18 protein-coding genes are annotated in these 19,358 nt (G+C 49.4%); all 18 read right to left on the minus strand.

All coding sequences use genetic code 11. The features are described 5' to 3' along the window. Positions 1-11: 11 nt before the first annotated feature. The 18 genes from BM030_RS11080 to polA all read right to left on the minus strand — a co-directional run bounded on the left by BM030_RS11080 (position 12) and on the right by polA (position 19,326). A complete protein-coding gene (locus BM030_RS11080) occupies positions 12-785 on the minus strand; it encodes a metallophosphoesterase family protein (RefSeq protein ID WP_244518866.1) in 774 nt (257 codons plus the stop codon). 2 nt (positions 786-787) lie between these two features. Further along, positions 788-1,516, minus strand: coding sequence for a nucleotidyltransferase (locus tag BM030_RS11085; protein ID WP_090973664.1), 729 nt, complete (start codon positions 1,514-1,516; stop codon positions 788-790). Positions 1,517-1,571: 55 nt separating this feature from the next. Continuing rightward, on the minus strand, positions 1,572-2,069 hold the full coding sequence (locus BM030_RS11090; RefSeq protein ID WP_090973665.1) for a GNAT family N-acetyltransferase: 498 nt from the start codon (positions 2,067-2,069) through the stop codon (positions 1,572-1,574). After that, complete coding sequence (locus tag BM030_RS11095) at positions 2,066-2,629, minus strand: hypothetical protein (RefSeq protein ID WP_090973666.1); 564 nt, start codon at positions 2,627-2,629, stop codon at positions 2,066-2,068. The genes BM030_RS11090 and BM030_RS11095 overlap by 4 nt, the downstream gene beginning before the upstream one ends. A gap of 11 nt (positions 2,630-2,640) precedes the next feature. Next, positions 2,641-3,825, minus strand: a complete 1,185-nt coding sequence (locus tag BM030_RS11100) for a M20 metallopeptidase family protein (protein ID WP_090973667.1) — start codon at positions 3,823-3,825, stop codon at positions 2,641-2,643. A 5-nt stretch (positions 3,826-3,830) separates the two neighbouring features. Further along, positions 3,831-4,274, minus strand: a complete 444-nt coding sequence (locus tag BM030_RS11105) for an SPOR domain-containing protein (RefSeq protein ID WP_090973668.1) — start codon at positions 4,272-4,274, stop codon at positions 3,831-3,833. Positions 4,275-4,300: 26 nt separating this feature from the next. Beyond that, a complete protein-coding gene (secA, locus tag BM030_RS11110; protein ID WP_090973669.1) occupies positions 4,301-7,597 on the minus strand; it encodes a preprotein translocase subunit SecA in 3,297 nt (1,098 codons plus the stop codon). 149 nt (positions 7,598-7,746) lie between these two features. Continuing rightward, the gene (locus tag BM030_RS11115) at positions 7,747-8,691 is read right to left on the minus strand and encodes a 1,4-dihydroxy-6-naphtoate synthase (RefSeq protein WP_090973670.1); all 945 of its coding nucleotides are present in this window, start codon (positions 8,689-8,691) and stop codon (positions 7,747-7,749) included. 4 nt (positions 8,692-8,695) lie between these two features. Beyond that, a complete protein-coding gene (locus BM030_RS11120) occupies positions 8,696-8,962 on the minus strand; it encodes a hypothetical protein (RefSeq protein ID WP_090973671.1) in 267 nt (88 codons plus the stop codon). Further along, positions 8,959-9,735 carry a 5'/3'-nucleotidase SurE gene (gene surE, locus BM030_RS11125; protein WP_090973672.1) on the minus strand — a complete coding sequence of 259 codons (777 nt, stop codon included), beginning with the start codon at positions 9,733-9,735 and terminating at the stop codon, positions 8,959-8,961. The genes BM030_RS11120 and surE overlap by 4 nt, the downstream gene beginning before the upstream one ends. 68 nt (positions 9,736-9,803) lie before the next feature. Continuing rightward, positions 9,804-9,989: a CsbD family protein gene (locus BM030_RS11130; RefSeq protein WP_090973673.1), complete on the minus strand. Its 186-nt coding sequence runs from the start codon at positions 9,987-9,989 to the stop codon at positions 9,804-9,806. Between the two features lie 144 nt (positions 9,990-10,133). Next, a complete protein-coding gene (locus tag BM030_RS11135; RefSeq protein WP_397235660.1) occupies positions 10,134-11,576 on the minus strand; it encodes an OmpA family protein in 1,443 nt (480 codons plus the stop codon). Between the two features lie 313 nt (positions 11,577-11,889). Then, on the minus strand, positions 11,890-12,900 hold the full coding sequence (locus BM030_RS11140) for an inorganic phosphate transporter (RefSeq protein WP_090973674.1): 1,011 nt from the start codon (positions 12,898-12,900) through the stop codon (positions 11,890-11,892). A gap of 19 nt (positions 12,901-12,919) precedes the next feature. Then, positions 12,920-13,567, minus strand: a complete 648-nt coding sequence (locus BM030_RS11145) for a DUF47 domain-containing protein (RefSeq protein WP_090973675.1) — start codon at positions 13,565-13,567, stop codon at positions 12,920-12,922. A gap of 89 nt (positions 13,568-13,656) precedes the next feature. Next, the gene (locus BM030_RS11150) at positions 13,657-14,694 is read right to left on the minus strand and encodes a sensor histidine kinase (protein ID WP_090973676.1); all 1,038 of its coding nucleotides are present in this window, start codon (positions 14,692-14,694) and stop codon (positions 13,657-13,659) included. Positions 14,695-14,706: 12 nt separating this feature from the next. Then, on the minus strand, positions 14,707-15,366 hold the full coding sequence (locus BM030_RS11155; RefSeq protein ID WP_090973677.1) for a phosphatidylserine decarboxylase family protein: 660 nt from the start codon (positions 15,364-15,366) through the stop codon (positions 14,707-14,709). Between the two features lie 40 nt (positions 15,367-15,406). Further along, a complete protein-coding gene (locus BM030_RS11160) occupies positions 15,407-16,531 on the minus strand; it encodes a toxin-antitoxin system YwqK family antitoxin (protein WP_090973678.1) in 1,125 nt (374 codons plus the stop codon). Further along, positions 16,531-19,326, minus strand: coding sequence for a DNA polymerase I (gene polA / locus BM030_RS11165; protein WP_090973679.1), 2,796 nt, complete (start codon positions 19,324-19,326; stop codon positions 16,531-16,533). The genes BM030_RS11160 and polA overlap by 1 nt, the downstream gene beginning before the upstream one ends. Positions 19,327-19,358: the final 32 nt, after the last annotated feature.

The following is a 19,358-nucleotide window of genomic DNA, read 5'->3' on the forward strand; positions in this document are numbered from 1 at the left end:
GGTAATTACCGTTATTTGATGGGTATCCTGTCTGATTCTTGGCTGCTCACCTCCACCTCCATCAGGTGGAATGGATATTCCATTCCCTGTTTGGCCAATACCGGCAATGAAACGTTCCATACCTTGATGCCTTCGGGTGTTTGCCCCTCGTATTGTCCACGATGCGCATGCCCATGGAAAACGGCCATCACTTCGGTACGCTGGAGCGGCTCCAGCAGTCTGGAAGAACCCAGAAAAGGATAAATTTCCAATGGTTCACCGGTTATCGTATCGGTAATCGGCGCATAATGCATGATGGCAATTTTGCGGATTTCCCCTTCGTGCTGACCTAATCTGGATAACGCGCGTTCCAGCTTCAGCCCTTCATCCACCGCTTCTTGCACAAACGCCTTCATCATGTCTTCTCCGAACCGGGATAACATACGCGGACCAAACCCGCCGCCAAATCCTTTGATACCCGCAAATCCAATGCCTTTGATGACTGTCGACTCACCATCCAGCACCTGCATATTGGCCTGCTGCAACACCTCTTTGATTGCCTTATGACGCCCCTTTTCGTAATCATGATTCCCTAACACACCAACCAGCGGAATGGTAACACCTTTCAATTCCTCGGCCAACAATATGGCTTCGTCTTCATCGCCCGTATCTGTGATGTCGCCCGCGATAACCAAAACATCCGCCCGTTGGCCTATAACCGCAAAATAATCTTTCCACTTACCGCGGTCGGTTTCCCGTACATGCAGATCGCCTATCGCTGCTATCCGTAGTTGTTTCTTTTCCACGCTTATACTGTCTTTATCGTATACGCTTTATAGTTCCAAATTTTGATGTCCACTTCGTATTGTGTCTGATCGATGAGCGGCCCCCTGCAAACTTTTTCCAGCGAAGGCGGCAAATCATACTGTTCCTTTGCACGGCTGAGCAGATCGTGGAACAACCAATCCGGTATGATGTTCCGGTAGTCAGCCGGATACACAAACTGGAAAATCAGCAACTGCGCCAACAGCAAGTGCCAGTGGGCATCCAACCGTTTCCAGAGCCTTGCCCAATCCAGCCGATGGCCCACTTTCAGCAGCAGGTGATTGATGTCGGCGCTATCGTTCCGTTCACGGTTTTGCACATAAATTTTACACCAAATCAGCTCCTCCGGCGGAACAAATTTGACAGGTATACCGTAGAAGTCGCCTTCTTCTGCATGCGCAAACCAAGTGTCGTCAACCTTGCAGATGTTATTTACTGTATCGAATATAATATCGATAAAATGCTCGCCATCAAACACTTTAGCTAACCAACGGGAGTCGGTCAATTCCGTACGGTACCCCTTATCTGCAAAGCATTTGAGTATCTTCGGGTATTCCTGCGCCTGGCAAAATAGATCTAAATCCTTAGTTGCCCGCTGCACACCTGTGTAGTGCACAATCGCATATCCTCCGCCGATTAAGAAATCGCACTGATGTTCCTGTAACAGGGCCAGTGCTTCGCGGTAAATGGTGACTATCTTTTCGTTTATCATCCCTGTTAAGAGACAATCATCACGATAGCATTGTTTGGAATTACGCTAAAAAAGGTTAGAGCGCCTTCTGCATTACGTAATCATCCAGAATATAACCATGAAAAGGAATTTCAACCGTCTCAACCACCACGAATCCTTGCCGCTCGTAAAATGCCCGAGCGGGATTATGCCGATACACATTGAGTTCCAGGAGACGCATCCCGGCGGCAAGCGCGATGGCTGCGGCGTGGTTAATCAACAGCTTTCCAGTCCCTTTCCCTTGCTCAGCCGGCAGGATGTAAAGTTTTTCAATCCGCATGGTGCCCGTTGCAGACGGCTTGGGGCGAAAGCCAATAAAACCCACGGAAATATCCTCGCGCAGGGCTAAAGCAAACTCCTGTCCGGATGCCATCTGTTCTTCCAGCGCTGCTATGGAGTACAGATGATGAAGCATCACCTCAATCTGGCCGTGTGGCAAGAGCTCCTTGTATGCAGGCCACCAGATTTCGTGGGCCAACCGGTGTATAATAGGCGCATCACCTGTTGTCGCCGTCCGTATGGCTATCCCGTTCATAACTGTTCCCCCACTACGCCGCGGCCTTCCTTAAAACGAATGGAGTAAAACCCGTCCGCTTCCGTTATGTAGTGCCCCTCCTGCTGGGGTTTCAGCCCTACAACGGTATGCGGTACATTACCATATACGTATATCGACTCCCCTTGGGCTTTCCATTTACTGAATCCGGACCTGGCAACGAATATCCGTCTGCCGCGGCCCAACAGTGCGGCATTGATGGCATCGGCATATTGAAGCAATGCTACCGGATCAGCCTGGTCGGAAAGAATATTCGCTGCCCCATACCCTTGGGCTATTAAATATCGTATGGCCGCATCCAGAAACGAACCCGACAACGGAAACACGGACACATGATCCTGCAATGACATTATCGGTTCATTGGTTAACAGAACATCCACCTTTATTCCGCGGCCGGCAGCCACCGTAAAGCTGCTCTTATTGGCAATGACAGTAGGGCTCCATTCCAATAATTGCCCCACCAACGATGGGGGGATGCTCTGAATATCTTCGATAACTAAAGCCGGTTCTTGGTCTTCCCGTACGATGTGATGTGAAGACATGGTATTGGCGGTTAGTTTCCCAGCTTCCGCAAGGCAATATAAGCCATCAATCCCGTGCTTTGGGCCAACGCTTCTTCGTCAATGTCAAACGTAGGGGTATGCACTGCTGAAGTAATTCCTTTGGCCTGGCTACCCGTGCCCAACCGATAGAAGCAGGCATCTGTCTCTTGCGAATAATAGGCAAAATCCTCCGCTGCCAGCCAAAGGTCAAGATCCAGCACATTTTCCTTACCCAAGAACTCTTCGGCAAAACCACGCACCTCAGCTGTCAATTGCTCCTCATTGATAAGGAACGGATACCCCACACGCACCTCGAAGTCGCACGCTCCCCCCATACTTTCAGCGATGCCTATTGCCATCTTTTTCATCCGTACATGGGCTTCCTTACGCCAGTCCTCATCAAATGTCCGGAAAGTCCCTTCCAGGTAAACCTCATTCGGTATCACATTGGTAGCTCCGTTTGCAATTACTTTTCCAATAGACAATACACTGGGCATTTTCGGATCTGCCATACGGCTTACCACTTGCTGCAACGCCGTAATAATATGGGCGGTAATGACTACCGGGTCGATGTTCTGCTGTGGTTGCGCCCCATGGCCGCCCTTTCCACTTACCGTGATGTAGAGCTCATCGGTAGACGCCATGTACTTACCTGCACGGAAACCTACCTTACCGGCGGGTATTAGCGGCATCACGTGCTGACCAACGATAGCTTGGGGGGCAGGGTTTTGCAGCACTCCCTCCTTAATCATCAAGCTGGCTCCCCCAGGCAACTTTTCTTCGCCGGGCTGAAAAATCAGTTTTACCGTGCCGCCGAAGTCTGCCTTTAACGCCTGCAGGATACGTGCGGTACCTAACAGCGAAGCCGTATGCGCATCATGCCCGCAAGCATGCATTACACCGGCATTCATAGAACCATACGGACGGCCAGCCACTTCTTGGATAGGCAGCGCATCCATATCGGCACGCAGAGCGATCACCCGATCCGAACGTAGGTCGCCCTGAATATGCGCCACTACGCCGGTATTTGCCATCGTCCGGTAAGGAATACCCAAACTATCTAATTCGGCCCTTACAAAGGCCGACGTTTGATATTCCTCAAACGACAACTCGGGGTGTTGATGCAAATGCCTTCTTATTGCTACCGTATTATCGTAAACTTGGCTCGCCAACGCGCTGATTCTTTCCTTTAACATGGTTCTTACTGGTATACGAAGATCTTTTCGGTGAAGATAAATACGTTGTTGAATTGTTTCTTCAGCCCCTGCATCAAACGTTGCGCTTCCGTACGGCTCCTGAAATCGCCTACCTTTACCCGGTAATTCGGTTGTTCGTAACTCACATAGGTGTCGATATCTTTATATAATTTTTTAAAGCGTGCTTGTTCGGCATACGCTTCCGAACGGCTTGGGCCGGAATAAATTTGAACCCGGAATCCCATGGCTTCGATGCGTGTTGCATTTTTTTTATCAACTACCGGTTTAGCATCAGCGGTCGCCGTGATATTGGTTCCCATTCGGTTCCGTTGCATTAGGCCGATCAGCGGATCGGCCACAATTTCCACACTGCCTTTCTGCTGGGCGTATCCACTCAAACACGCCAGGCACAGTAACAAACCAACAAGTCCAAAACCTTTCTTAACCATGGCTATTACCTATTAAACGCTCCCTATTATGCTCCGTGACAATTCTTATATTTCTTTCCACTACCGCAAGGGCAGGGGTCATTTCGTCCCACTTTATGATCGTTGCGGATGGGTTGTGTGCGTTGGATTTCGCGGGTATCCTCCACTGGCACCGGCGCGGCTGCTCCTGAAGCTACCAATTCCGGCTTAGAAGTCTTTACCCGTGCTTCTTGGCGCGGCAACGGCCTCGCCTCGCGCACATCCTGCGGCTGCTGATTGGGTATCTCTCCTTTGAAAAGAAAGCCAACCACGTCTTTGTTCATATTGATTAGCATCTGCTTGAACAGGTTAAATGCCTCCATCTTGTAAATGATGATAGGGTCTTTCTGCTCGTATACCGCATTTTGTACCGATTGCTTCAGCTCATCCATATCCCTCAGGTGCTCTTTCCAAGCCTCATCAATCAACGCCAGCACGACACCTTTCTCGAACGATTTGAACACCTCTTTGCCACCAGACTCCACAGCCTTCTTCAAATTAGTGGCAACCTGTATCCCCCGAAGCCCGTCAGAAAACGGCACCACGATGTTTTCGATTTGGGCACCCCTGGTTGCAAACACGTCCGTCAGTACCGGCAACGTTTGTTGCGCAATCCGTTCGGCCTTTCCGTGGTAATATGTAATCACCTGATTGAACAGGGTGTCGGTCAGCGAGGCAATATTCCCCTGAGCAAATGCATCAGCGTCAATTTCCGGATCCAGCGAGAATATACGGATCACCTCCAGCTGGAAGTCTTCATAGGTACCCGATTCTTTGTAGGTGGCCACCACATCCTCTACCACATCGAAGATGGTATTGTTCAGATCAACGTCCAATCGGTCACCGAACAGGGCATTCTTGCGTTTGGCATAAATGACGGTACGCTGCGAGTTCATCACGTCGTCGTATTCCAACAAGCGCTTCCGTATGCCGAAGTTATTCTCCTCTACTTTTTTCTGCGCCCGTTCAATGGATTTGGTGAGCATGCTATGCTGCATTACCTCGCCCTCTTTCACCCCCATCCGTACCATGATGTTGGAAATCCGCTCGGAGGCGAACAGCCGCATCAACGGATCTTCCAGCGATACGAAAAACTGGGAAGAACCAGGGTCACCTTGCCGTCCAGCCCGTCCGCGCAGCTGCCGGTCTACCCGGCGCGATTCGTGCCGTTCTGTACCGATAATGGCCAATCCGCCGGCCTCTCTTACCCCAGGGCCCAGCTTGATGTCTGTACCCCGCCCCGCCATATTGGTGGCAATGGTAACCGTTCCGGCCTGCCCGGCTTCAGCAACGATGTCCGCCTCGCGTTGGTGCAACTTGGCGTTCAGCACGTTGTGTTTCACGCCACGGAGTTTAAGCATCCGGCTTAACAGTTCCGATATCTCCACGGAAGTTGTTCCCACCAATACAGGTCGACCTTCTTGAGTAAGCCGTTGTATTTCATCCGCAACCGCATTGTACTTTTCGCGTGCGGTGCGGTAAATCAGGTCATGGCGATCCTCGCGCTTTGTGGGTACATTGGTTGGTATTTCAACCACATCCAGCTTATAGATCTGCCAAAATTCGCCGGCCTCGGTAATGGCCGTACCGGTCATCCCCGCCAGTTTGTGATACATCCGGAAATAATTCTGCAACGTAATGGTAGCGTAGGTCTGCGTAGCATCCTCTACCTTTACGTTTTCCTTCGCCTCAATGGCCTGATGCAAACCATCGGAATAACGGCGGCCTTCCATGATACGTCCGGTCTGTTCATCCACAATCTTTACCTTGCCCTCATCAATGATATACTCGTCATCCCGTTCAAACAGCGTATAAGCCTTCAGCAATTGGTTTACAGAATGGATACGCTCAGATTTAACGGAGAAGTCACGCATCAGTTCCTCCTTTTTTGCGAGCTTTTCCTCTGCACTCAAATCGGATTTTTCAATCTCCGCCACTTCCGTACCTACATCAGGCAAGATAAAGAAATTGGGGTCTTCGCCCGATGAGGTGATGAGTTCGATACCTTTTTCGGTAAGTTCAACCTGATTGTTTTTCTCGTCGATTACAAAATATAGCTCAGCGTCTACCTTGGGCATGTTTTTGCTTTGCTCCTGCAGGTAGTAATTTTCCGTTTTGGCCAAGATCTGCCGGTTGCTGCCTTCACTGAGAAACTTAATCAGTGCCTTGTTCTTGGGTAACCCCCGGTGGGCACGCAGCAAAGCGAGCCCGCCGCCCTCAGTGCTTGTATCTCCGGCGGCGATGGCCTTTTTAGCTTCATTGAGCACGCCGTTGATGAAGGCCTTCTGCGCATTCACCAGCCGCTCGATACGTGGCTTCAGTTCATAAAATTCGTGTTGGTCACCTTTCGGTACCGGGCCCGAGATGATCAATGGCGTACGGGCGTCATCAATCAATACCGAGTCCACTTCATCCACCATGGCGAAATGCAGTTTCCGTTGCACCAGCGCATCGGGCGCCTGTGCCATGTTATCACGCAGATAGTCGAAACCAAATTCGTTATTCGTGCCGAAGACGATATCAGCAGTATACGCATTGCGCCGGGCCGGCGAATTCGGCTGGTGCTTGTCTATGCAATCCACCCGCAAGCCATGGAACTCAAACAAGGGCCCGTTCCATTCGGCATCACGCCGAGCCAGGTAGTCGTTCACCGTTACGATATGTACGCCCTGCCCGGATAATGCATTCAGGTATGCCGGCAGTGTACCCACCAGTGTTTTACCCTCACCCGTGGCCATTTCCGCAATTTTCCCTTCATGCAATACAATACCGCCGATAAGCTGCACATCGTAGTGTACCATATTCCATGTCACCTCCGTTCCTGCAGCCATCCAGGTATTTTTCCAGAGGGCTTTATCGCCCACAATCTGAACATTCGTCTTCTGTGCAGCAATTTCACGGTCAAAATCCGATGCTGTAACCTCCAGTTCCGGGTTTTCAGTAAAGCGGCGTGCAGTTTCCTTCACCACAGCAAATGCTTCTGGAAGCAACTGCATCAATACCTCTTCCAGCTTTTGGTCCCTATCTTTGCCCAACTTATCCACTTTATCATAAATAGCGGTTTTGTCGGCCATATCAACGCCTTCCTGTTCGGCTTCAGCTTTCAGATCCGCAATCTCTTTGTCGATATCACTAAGATACTCCGCTATGCGCTGTTTAAATACCTGTGTCTTCTCCCTAAGTTGATCGTTGGTTAAGGTGTTCAATTTTGCATATTCCGCCTTAATTTTCTCTACCAGCGGCTGAATATGCTTTATATCCCGTTCAGACTTGCTTCCGAATATTTTACTTAAAAATGTTAACATGATTGTCGTTTACTAAATCACATACCCATGGTCAATAATGACACCAAAGTCCCATTACCGCCAATATGGCATAATGGACAAAGTTACTCATTACATTTCTATCTATGAAACTTAATCTTTGGCAACTGGGAAGCAGCGCATCCAAGACATTACGCGGTCAGGAAAAGCTGCTTGGAGGTTTGGGGAATAAGGTTTAACGCCCTGGCCCGGTCAAAGAGAATCTGCACCGCCCGCCGGCCTTCATCACCCAGCGAAACAGAAAAACGATTAACATACAATTCAATATGTTTGTACATCACCGCTTCACTCATTGCCTGAGCATGGAAGCGGATGAATTCCAGGCCCGATTCGGGATTCGCCAACGCAAATTCCACACTTCTTCGGATCACTCGGTTTATTTTACGTTTGATGTCATCCGGCAATTCACGCTTGACAACGATTCCCCCCAGAGGAATCGGCGCCTCTGCCATTTTTTCCCAGTAGTCGCCCAAATCAATCACCTTGTGCAACCCCTTGTCTTGATAGGTAAACCGGTTTTCATGAATAATCAGCCCGAGATCTATCTGTCCGTCAAGCAGCGCCTGCTCAATATCCGAAAACAACAGTTCGGTCTTGTTTTTCAATTGCGGAAAGGCCAGCCCAAGCAGAAAATTCGCGGTGGTATATCTTCCCGGGATCCCCACTCTCAGCTCACCACCGATCACCGACCCCCGATCACCGATCACCGACCACCGATCACCGACCACCGACCCCCGATCACCGACCCCCGACCCCCGACCCCCGATCACCGCCCCCCCATCACCACCCACCAACTCCACCAATTCCGGCCGTTTGCAAATGAGCAGCGGACCTACACCAAACCCCAAGGCACTTCCCGCATCAAGCAACACATATGCTTCCACAGCATACGCATACGCATGATAGCTAAGTTTGGTGATGTCCAGTTCGCCCCGAAACGCCCGTTGGTTCAGGGTTTCCACGTCTTCGTAGTAGACCTCAACGTCCAATCCTTCGGTATCCACCTTGCCATGGATAAAGGCATCGAAAATGAACGTATCATTGGGGCAGGGAGAAAAACCTAACGAGAGCTTCATCTCATTACTGAATTATACCGATGTCCATTATAAAAATCAATAACAACGCAGCTACAAAAGTAATCAAAACCACGCCACGGGCACTCCGTTCAAGCGCATTACGGTAGAAGAAGCGGACCAACAGCAGGTTAATTAACGCAGAAATGACATAAAGGCTCAGCGGCTTATTCCCCAGCATCATATTCCACGAGGTAAATAGGGTAAGCAGGTGCGCTATGGCCGGAGCCACTGCCCCGATGGCGCAGCCGAATATAAATGTGTTTCTTTTCACCTAATTTCGAAACTCCAGGAGTTCAGCTCCGGTATTGCATGGTGGGCGGTCATGTCAAACTGTACGGGTACGATAGAAGCGTAGCCGTTCTGTAACGCCCATACATCGGTATCTTCCCCCCTGTCACGCAGTTTGAACACACCCGTAAGCCAATAATAGCTTCTGTTGTAGGGATCTGTCCGCTCGTCAAACTCCTCTTCCCATTTGGCATCAGCTTGCCGGCAGATCTTTACTCCCTTGATATGCGGCACATTCGGAAAATTCACATTGAGCAGCGTCCCTTTAGGCAATCCGTTCGCCAACACCTGTTTAGCCACCTCCCGCACAAACGGTCTGCATGCCGAAAAATCGGCATCGTAATCGAAGTCGTCATACGAAAAACCGACGGAGGGAATGCCTTCTATAGCACCTTCCACCGCGGCAGACATGGTGCCGGAGTAAAGAACATTAATGGAGTTGTTCAGGCCGTGATTAATGCCAGACACACAAATATCAGGCTTTCGCCCTTTGAACACCTTGTTTACAGCCAGTTTAACGCAATCCACAGGGGTACCAGAACACTTATACATTTCCACATCCGGATAGATATAGATACGGTCAATGCGCAGGGGCTTGCCAATCGTAATGGCATGGCCGGTGCCCGACTGCGGCCCCTCGGGCGCCACCACGGTTACCTGCCCCAGTTGTTGCATTTCCTCAATCAATACCTTAATCCCCGTTGCGGTTATACCGTCGTCATTGACGACAAGAATCGAAGGGCGTTTTTTAGCCATGGCGCTAAGTTAAAAAGAAAAGCGTTACAGACAATACCGTAACGCTTCTCTCCTCAATCTTAAGCAAGTTATAAGCTGTTCAGCCAATCGACCACCTCATCCCGGGCTTTGCCTGTCCGTTGTTGAAGTCTACCTATCAGTTCATCTTCCTGGCCTTCTTCATACATCAAATCGTCATCGGTCAAATCGGCATACTCTTGCTTAACTTTTCCCTTTACAACGTTCCAGTTACCTTTCCATTTTAAATCGCTCATAACTTTTTCCTTTTTTGATATCCTACCTATCTAACACCTCACAGTCGAAAAAGTTTGGCACCGTCACGGCCCCATAAACGAAAAACGGCCAGCTCTGGGAGCTGGCCGTCTTCTTTTCGTATAATCTTTCCCTCTGGGAGCCGATTAACGGTTTACTTTGATTTCAACACGACGGTTAAGGATACGGCCTTCTTCAGTCGCATTTGAAGCAATCGGAGCCGACTCACCAAATGCTTGGATATTAATCTTTGATGCGTCAACACCAGAGTTCACCAAGTATTGTTTAACAGAGTTAGCGCGATCCCTTGACAAGTTCAAGTTGTAAGCCTCAGTACCTTCTGAAGATGCATGTCCATCCAGTGTTACGCTGCCACCGCTTTGACGCAGGTCAGAAGACAATTTGTCAAGGGTAGAGTAAGACTCAGTCTTCAATACAGAGCTATCAAATTCAAACTGGATGTTTTGGTACGTAGACGCAGCAGCTTGTGTTTGCGGCTCAGGGAATTTGATAGGGCATCCAGAACCGTCAACTTGCGTGCCGGCAGGCGTACCTGGGCATTTGTCAAATTTGTCAGACACGCCGTCGCCATCTTCGTCGCGGCTCAACTCGTCAACAAGGCCTTCCAGTGTAGATACACGTTGCTTCAACGCTTCAAGCTCATTACGCAATGAAGGATCTTTCAACTCATCATACAAGGTAGACACAGGGTTGTGCCAAGTCAAATCCGGTTTTGAAGAAGAACCCAACGAGAATTCCAAACCTGCATAGGTGTAAGAAAACTTATCGGTCCTGTTATTATTCGCTACCAAACCGTAAAGGTTATTACCACCGGTATAGTTCATGGTATGGCCCAAATCCAATGCTACACGGTCAGACAGTTTGAATTTAACACCCACACCTACCGGGATATACCGCTCAAGGATGTAATCGCGGTCGCCATCAGGCCCAAAAGAACCTTCGCCTGTAGCAGCACCTGAATTACCGTCACGGTCAGTGTAGTTGGTCGGCGTATATGCCATCAACCCGAAACCAGCGCTGGCATAGAAGTTAACTGCATTTTCCCTTCTTAAGAAGTCAATGGTCAACAACTGGAACACACCTGAAATGCTACCAGCCAATTGAACTTGGGTTTCTGCAGATTCGAAGCTTCCCGGAGTAGCACCACGACCAGCAACAGGTCCAGCGCTTCCATGGTTAGCTGCGAAAATACGACCACGGTTCAAATTACCTTGCAAGCTAAACAAGTGAGAGAATTGCTTGCGCAGGGAAATTCCGTAGTATTCACGTACGTTATAATCGAACAGATTTTCCTGACCGCCAAACGGGCTTGAATAACCAGTTACTACCGCAGGGAGGGTAACACCTCCGTTCACACCTATAGACCACGTCCTGTATTGAGATCTCCCTCCAAATACAGTCGGCTCCTGTGCCTGTGCCGTCTCAGCCAACCCTAAGGCTGCTACCAGCGAACAAGCAACTGCCGTTTTGATTGTAGAATAATTCATACTCTTGTTTTTTTTAAGGTTAAAAATTTTTAATTGTCTAATTTTTCGCAAAAATAACCAATAGTTTGATTCACGCAACATTTGCAAATACTATTCCAGTTTTTCCCGTTTTAGTGATTTTTCAAAAAAAATAACACCAAAACAGTGCCTCTTACGGCCAACAAACGCTATATTTTATTGCCATACAATCAGTTACACACATCCCGTCAAAAAATCCGCTTAAGCTACTGGTAACTATTCCGGCCTTGCCAAAGACTGTTTGCAGCTCCCGCAATCCCGTTCCACATTTCCCGATGCTATTGTCCAGTTTATTGGTCAGTCCCGCAAGGACGCCGTAAAGCTACAGATAATCTGCAGCGTTTCCTAAAAAAAGGAAGATATTTTATCTTTCCCGTTAAAAAAGAAAATGAATAACACAAAACGTTATCCCCGCTAACAGCGCCGACACCGGAATCGTAAGAATCCATGCCCATAATAAGCTAATGGTAACCCCCCAACGCACGGCAGACACCCGCTTCACCACGCCAACACCAATAATAGACCCCGTAATGGTATGGGTAGTCGAAACGGGAATACCGAAGTGCTCGGTAATGCCCAGTGTAACTGCGCCCGCCGTTTCGGCTCCAACGCCTTCCAGTGCAGTCACCTTCGTGATTTTGGTCCCCATAGTCTTCACGATTTTCCATCCTCCGCTCATCGTACCCAACGCGATTGCCGAATAACAGGTGAGTGGTATCCATTCCGGCATGGCATCATCAATCTGCAGGTAGCCGCCCGCCACCATAGCCACAAAAATAATCCCCATTACCTTCTGCGCATCGTTGCCCCCATGCGCAAAACTCAGTGCAGCCGAAGAAACCAGTTGCAGCTTTTTGAACCACCATTCCGCCACGGAAGGCCTGGCGTGCTTGGCAATATTAATGATAACCAACGTAATGATGATGGCGATAATCATACCTACCAGCGGAGCCAGCACGATGAACGAAATGATTTTCAAGGTCGCATTGATATTGATAGCGCCCAGCACACTGTCGCCCAGGATAAAAGCGTGTGTCATCCCGGCACCTGCAAATCCGCCGATCAAGGTATGCGAAGAACTTGATGGCACTCCATAATACCAGGTAAATAGGTTCCAGCCAATAGCAGCTATCAACCCGGCGAATATAACTTCCAGCGTAATATACTCCTCCAGCACCGTTTTGGCCACGGTGTTGGCTACCTTGTGATCCGTAAAATAAAAATAGGCAGCAAAGTTGAAGGCCGCCGCCCAGAGCACAGCCTGGAAAGGCGACAGTACTTTTGTGGACACAATCGTCGCAATTGAATTGGCAGCATCGTGGAAGCCATTGATGTAGTCAAATGCAATGGCGAGAATAATAACAATAACCAATAGTGTGGTGACCATGCTATGCGTGCGGTTATTATCAGGCGTTTTTCACTAAGATGCTTTCCAACACATTGGCCACGTCCTCGCATTTATCCGTGGCGGTTTCCATCGCAGACAGTACTTCCTTGTATTTAATCAGTGCAATAGCATCCTTCTCAAACTCAAACAGCTCGCCCACGGCTTTATCGAAGATATAATCGGCCTTGTTTTCGATGCTATTGATGCGCACGCAGGAGTCCGTGATGTTCCGGATGTTTTTCAGGTTGCGCAGTTCATGCACAGCTTTCGCCACGTCCTCGGTAGCCTCCAAAATAAGGTCGGCCATCTCAATCATGGGGTCAGTAATCTGATCAAGCTTATACAGTTCTATCCGGTTGGATGAGCCGTGGATAAAGTCAGCCACGTCGTCCAACGAGCTGGCTAACGTATGGATATCTTCCCGATCAAACGGCGTAATGAAGTTTTTTCCCAACTCCAGGTGTATCTGGTGCGAAATATCGTCGCCCCGATGTTCCAGATCTTCAATCTTCCTGCAGAGGTCCTTCCGTTTGGTAACATCCGCAAGGTTTACCAGTTCCTTCAGCAGCTTAGCCATGTCTATCAGGTTATTGCTTGCCTGTTCAAAAAGCGGAAAAAACTTCTTGTCTTTAGGAACGAAATATTGGAATATGCTGTTGAGCGACATACATAGAAATTTAGGCAAAAATACAACGTTAATGTTAATTTAATGTTAACTAACAAACTGTTCTCCGTTAAGCCCTGTCGGCCCGGTTACTACAGCGACGGCTTAACCTTTTCCAGGGTAAATGCAAAAGTAGTCCCCAAACCTTCAGTACTGCGCACGTTGATGGTCTGTTCGTGCGCCTCTATAATATGTTTCACGATGGCGAGCCCCAGGCCTGAGCCACCTATCTTGCGCGACCGGCTCTTGTCCGTCCGGTAAAACCGCTCAAACACCCGCGGAAGATTCTTTTCTTCAATACCGATGCCATCGTCGGTCACCTCCACCAAAACGGTTTCAAACAACTCATATATCCGGATATCCGTACACCCGTTGGCTTTTCCATATTTCAATGAGTTGTCAATGAGGTTCACCAATACCTGCCTAATCTTTTCCCTGTCGGCCATCACCATCATCGGATGCTGGTACTTTTCTTTAAATACCAACGTAATGTTATGGCTCTTTGCCTTATCTTCCATGGATTCCATAACCTCCTTAACCAGTGTCACCAAATCAAATTTCTGGTAGGTGATGGGAATCTGCCCGCTTTCCAGTTTGGATATCTCATCCAGATCCTTAATCAAGAAAGTCAACCTATCGAGATTCTGGGAGGCTTTCATCAGAAATTGGGCTGCCATCTCCGGGTCCTCCTGCACCATGCCTTCCTGCAGCGCATCAATATAGCCCTGTATGGCAAACAGCGGAGTTTTGAATTCATGCGAAATATTGGCCAGAAACTCCCGGCGGAACCGTTCCTGTTCCTTCAGCGTATCAATCTCCTTCTTTTTTTCCTTGGCCCAGTCACGCACTTGCTGTTCCACATCATTGATGGGATCATCACTCATCCGGTCGCCCAGCGCCGCTTTGAGATCCTTTCCCAGTTTGAGGTTATGGATAAGCTTATAGATTAGCTTTATCTTATTATAAATATACCGCTGAAACAGGTAATAAAATGCAACAAAGCTGATGGTAAACGATATGGCCAGCGTAATCAGAAAGTATCCCCAGCTTTGCTGGAAATAAAAATTCATACAAGCGATGGATAAGCCCACCGCAAAGGCGTTGATAAATACGAGCAAAATAAACCGCATCGCAGTAACTGATTATTCGAAACGCCCAAGAACCGTTAGCCCGCCGGAAACCTTATCCCCAATCTTCACGTCCACTTTGGCATCCAATGGCAAAAACACGTCCACGCGAGAACCGAACTTGATAAACCCAAATTCCTCGCCCTGTTTAACCGCTGCTCCCTCCTTCACGTACCAAACGATGCGCCGGGCCAGGGCGCCGGCAATCTGGCGGAATAAGATTTCCCTGCCTTGCGCTGTACGAACCGCTATGCTGGTCCGCTCATTAAGTGCCGATGACTTCGGGTGCCATGCCACCAGGTATTTTCCAGGATGGTACCGGAAAAACGTAACCTCGCCGCTCACCGGATTACGGTTGATATGCACGTTCACGGGCGACATGAAAATGGATACCTGGATGCGCTTATCGTTAAAGTATTCGGTTTCCTCCGTTTCTTCGATGACCACCACTTGTCCATCAGCAGGACATAAGACGATATTGTCATCGGTGATGATGGTCCGTTTCGGGTTCCTGAAAAACTGCAGAACGGTAAAAAACAGCAAAAACGAAAGAATATACACACCCCAAACAACCAGTTCATTATCCGGAATCAGGTAATGAACCAGGGCATTGGCCACAAAAATAACCAACAAGGTGATAGCGATAGAGGTATAGCCTTCTTTATGGATGGTCATGCATCAAATTTATAAATGGCAAACTTACATAAAAATATACTCAAATCCCTTTTTCCCGTCGGATATGGATGTCAAAAAAACGCAACTTTCGCTCAGGGATGTTGGGGAAGGCTTCCATAGTTACCGTCAACGTATCATCGATGTAAGCCCCCTCAGCATATGAGGGAAACCAGAAATCCACCCACTTCAAGCCTTCCAACAGTGCGTTGGCGTAGCGTTTATCCGCAAAGGTGCTCTTCATTTTAACGTTCCCCGGCACGCCATGTTTACTTACGTTAACCGTAAATTCGATTTTCGACGGCAATGGCATTTCCTCCAGTTCGCCGAACCAGTCTTCCAAATGTTTGCCCAGGTAAGCGGTAAACCCCGAATACGCATCAATCGTGCATGGTTTACCGTTCATTTCCACGGCCCTGTTGAAAAAGTCCACTGGTACCAGCGCATACCGCGGCGCATCGTGGAACAGTTCGTTCGGGTACGCGTCATATCCGCTGACGAACTTGCCATGCTGGTAAAATTCATACCCCGCATCTTCCTTCCTCCCCCCATCAAACACATACTCGATCGCCCACGCCCCATGCGGTCGTCCCTCCACTACTCTTCCTTTACGATTGTACCGGATATAGCCGAATGGGTTATAACCATCCGCCGTCACCTCAAACTCGTACCGGCCTTTCCCGTTAACGACCCGATGACGCCCCCGCTGGTCCCAAAAATTATGGATAAACACTCCGCCGGCGCCAAACTCCACCTCGAGCAACGGTTTTCCGTCCGGATAATAATATTTCCACATCCCCTGGGGCAGGTCGTGCTGAAAGGTCACGTCCCATTTCAACTGACCGTTGGAGTGGTAAGCCCTAAACTGACCGTCCTTTTTGCCATCGCGGTAGCTACCGCGCAGTACGGCGCGTCCTTGGTTATTAAAGTCGGTAAATTCGTCGATGAACATCCGTTTACGGAAATCGTAATACCCCACCCGTTCAATGGCCTTAAACTGGCAATGCTTGTCGGCTAAGTAATACTGGTCGTCATAGAAAAACCGGGTCATACCATTAGGGGCGTCTTCATAATACACCGGCTCGCTGTGCAAAGCCGTATCCTGGCCGCCCGACACATCCGCCGGAGACCCTGTCCATACCAACCATGCCCACAACAAGACGTTCATCAGTGCGCTTCCAGCCAATTCCTTCCTTCACCCAATTCCACCACGATGGGTACGGCCATGGTCAAGGCATTTTTCATGTGCCGCTCCACCAGCTCCCTAAACTCCGCCACCTCCTCCAAGGGCACATCAAACACCAATTCATCGTGCACCTGCATGGTCATTTTCCCACGCAGCCGTTTTTGATTGATTTCCTCGTAAATACCGATCATCGCCACCTTAATCATATCCGCTGCCGATCCCTGAATCGGCGCATTGATGGCATTCCGCTCAGCAAACCCACGTACGGTCTGGTTGGCTGAATTGATATCCCTCAAATAGCGGCGGCGTTTCAGCAGCGTCTCCACATAACCATGTTCCTTCGCGAAGTTGATGGTATCATTCATGTATCGTTTAATTCCGGGGTACTGGGTAAAATACTGGTCAATGATTTGCGCGGCTTCTGTACGGGGTATACCCAGATTTTGCGATAAACCAAAGGCCGATTGCCCGTAAATAATGCCGAAGTTGACCGCCTTGGCATTCCGGCGCTGTTCGGCCGTCACCGCCTCCAAGGGTACCCCATAAACCTTTGCAGCCGTAGCCCGATGCACGTCCAGCCCCTTAGAAAAAGCCTCCAGCATACCTTCGTCGCCGCTCATGTGGGCTACCAGCCGCAATTCAATCTGCGAATAGTCGGCCGAAAGGATCACATGTTCATCATCCCTCGGTATGAAGGCTTTCCGTATTTCCCGTCCCCGTTCAGTCCGGATAGGAATATTTTGCAAGTTGGGATTGGTTGAACTGAGCCGTCCCGTAGCGGCTACCGCCTGGTTATACGAAGTATGCACCCGGCCGGTCACCGGATTAAGCAATGCCGGCAATGCGTCCACATAAGTCGATTTCAGCTTCTGCAACTGCCTAAACTCCAATATATCCTTTACGATATCACTCTTGGATGCCAGGGCCAGCAAAACATCCTCTCCGGTTTTATACTGTCCGGTTTTTGTTTTTTTGGCTTTGGGGTCAAGCTTCAGCTTTTCGAACAGCACCTCTCCCAGTTGTTTGGGCGAAGCGATATTAAACCGTACGCCCGCTTTTTCATAGATGGTTTTCTCAATGGCTGCACTGTCTCGTTGCAGCGTTTCCGAGAGCTGCCGCAGCACCGGCACATCGATATTCACTCCGGTCTGTTCCATGCCAGCCAGCACATAAACCAGCGGAAACTCCACTTTACGGGCCAGGTCGGCCGCCTCGGCCTTTTCCAGCAATGGCTCAAACACCTTCTTCAGCTGCAGGGTAATATCCGCATCTTCGGCCGCATATTCCTTGATGGCTTCCAGATCAACATCCTGCATATTTCCCTGGTTCTTACCTTTCGGCCCGATTAGGTCGGTAATCGGCACCGGGGTATAGCCCAGGTAATTCTCGGCCAGCAAATCCATGCCGTGCCGGGTATCGGGGTCAATGAGGTAATGGGCCAGCATCGTATCAAACAGCGCACCTTTCACCGTAATCCCGTACCGGGCCAGCAACAGGATATCAAACTTTGTGTTTTGGCCCACTTTCTCAATGGCTTCGTTTTCGAAAACCGGTTTGAATGAGCTAAGCACCCCCAAACAAGCCTCCCTATCCGGTGGCGTCGGCACGTACCACGCTTTTCCCGGTTCTATGGCAAAAGAAAGCCCCACCATATCGGCCGTGTTGGCATCCGTGCCGGTTGTCTCCGTATCAAAGCAAAAGCTCGGCTGTTCTGCCAGCAATGCAGCCAATTCGTGCTGTTTTTCGGTAGTGTCCGCCAAAAAGTATTCATGTGGTGTGTTATGAATGTGCTTGCCTACCGGGGGAGGTTCGTACGTTGCTGCAACCGGGGTTTCCGCGCCTTCCACTGCATTGCCGAACAAATCCATCTGCGCCCCTACGGAAGCTTTGGTTTCCAACACATTGAAGCCCTCGCCGAACACCCGCTTGCCCAAGGTGCGGAATTCCAATTCCGCAAACAAGGGCTCCAACACTTCCGGGTTCGGCTCACGCAACGCCAACCGTTCTTCGTCCAGTGTAATGGGTACATCCAATTGGATGGTCGCCAGCTTTTTGGAAATTAACCCCTGCTCACCGAAAATCTCCACCTTTTCGCGCTGCTTGCCTTTGAGCTGATCGGCATTAGCCAATAGGTTCTCAACAGAGCCGAAGCGCTGGATCAACTCCTTAGCGGTCTTTTCCCCGATGCCCGGAATACCCGGTATATTGTCTACGGAATCACCCCAAAGACCAAGGATATCGATAACCTGTCTGACGTCGGTCACCTCCCATTTCGCCAATATCTCCTTTACCCCCAGTATTTCGGCTCCATTGCCCATCCGGGCGGGCTTATAGATAAAAATACGGTCCGACACCAACTGCCCGAAATCTTTATCCGGAGTCATGCAATACACGGTAAAACCCTGTTGTTCGGCCTGCTTGGCCAACGTACCGATGATGTCATCGGCTTCATAGCCATCCAAGGTAATGAGCGGAATGTTAAACCCTTCCACAATTTGATACACATAGGGGATTGCCGCCGCCAAATCTTCCGGAATTGCCTGCCTGTTGGCTTTGTATTGTTCGAACTCCGCGTGGCGGTTGGTGGGGGCCATCGTATCGAATACCACTGCAATATGGGTAGGCTGCTGGTTCTTCAACACCTCCAGCAACGTATTGATAAACCCAAAGATTGCCGAGGTATTAAACCCTGCCGAAGTAAGCCTTGGGGTTTTACTCAGTGCAAAATATGCCCTGTATATCAAGGCCATCCCATCCAATAAAAATAATTTTTTCACGCCGCTGTCAATTGGTGCCGACACAAAGATAA

This window comes from Parapedobacter composti (assembly GCF_900112315.1).
GTDB lineage: Bacteria > Bacteroidota > Bacteroidia > Sphingobacteriales > Sphingobacteriaceae > Parapedobacter > Parapedobacter composti.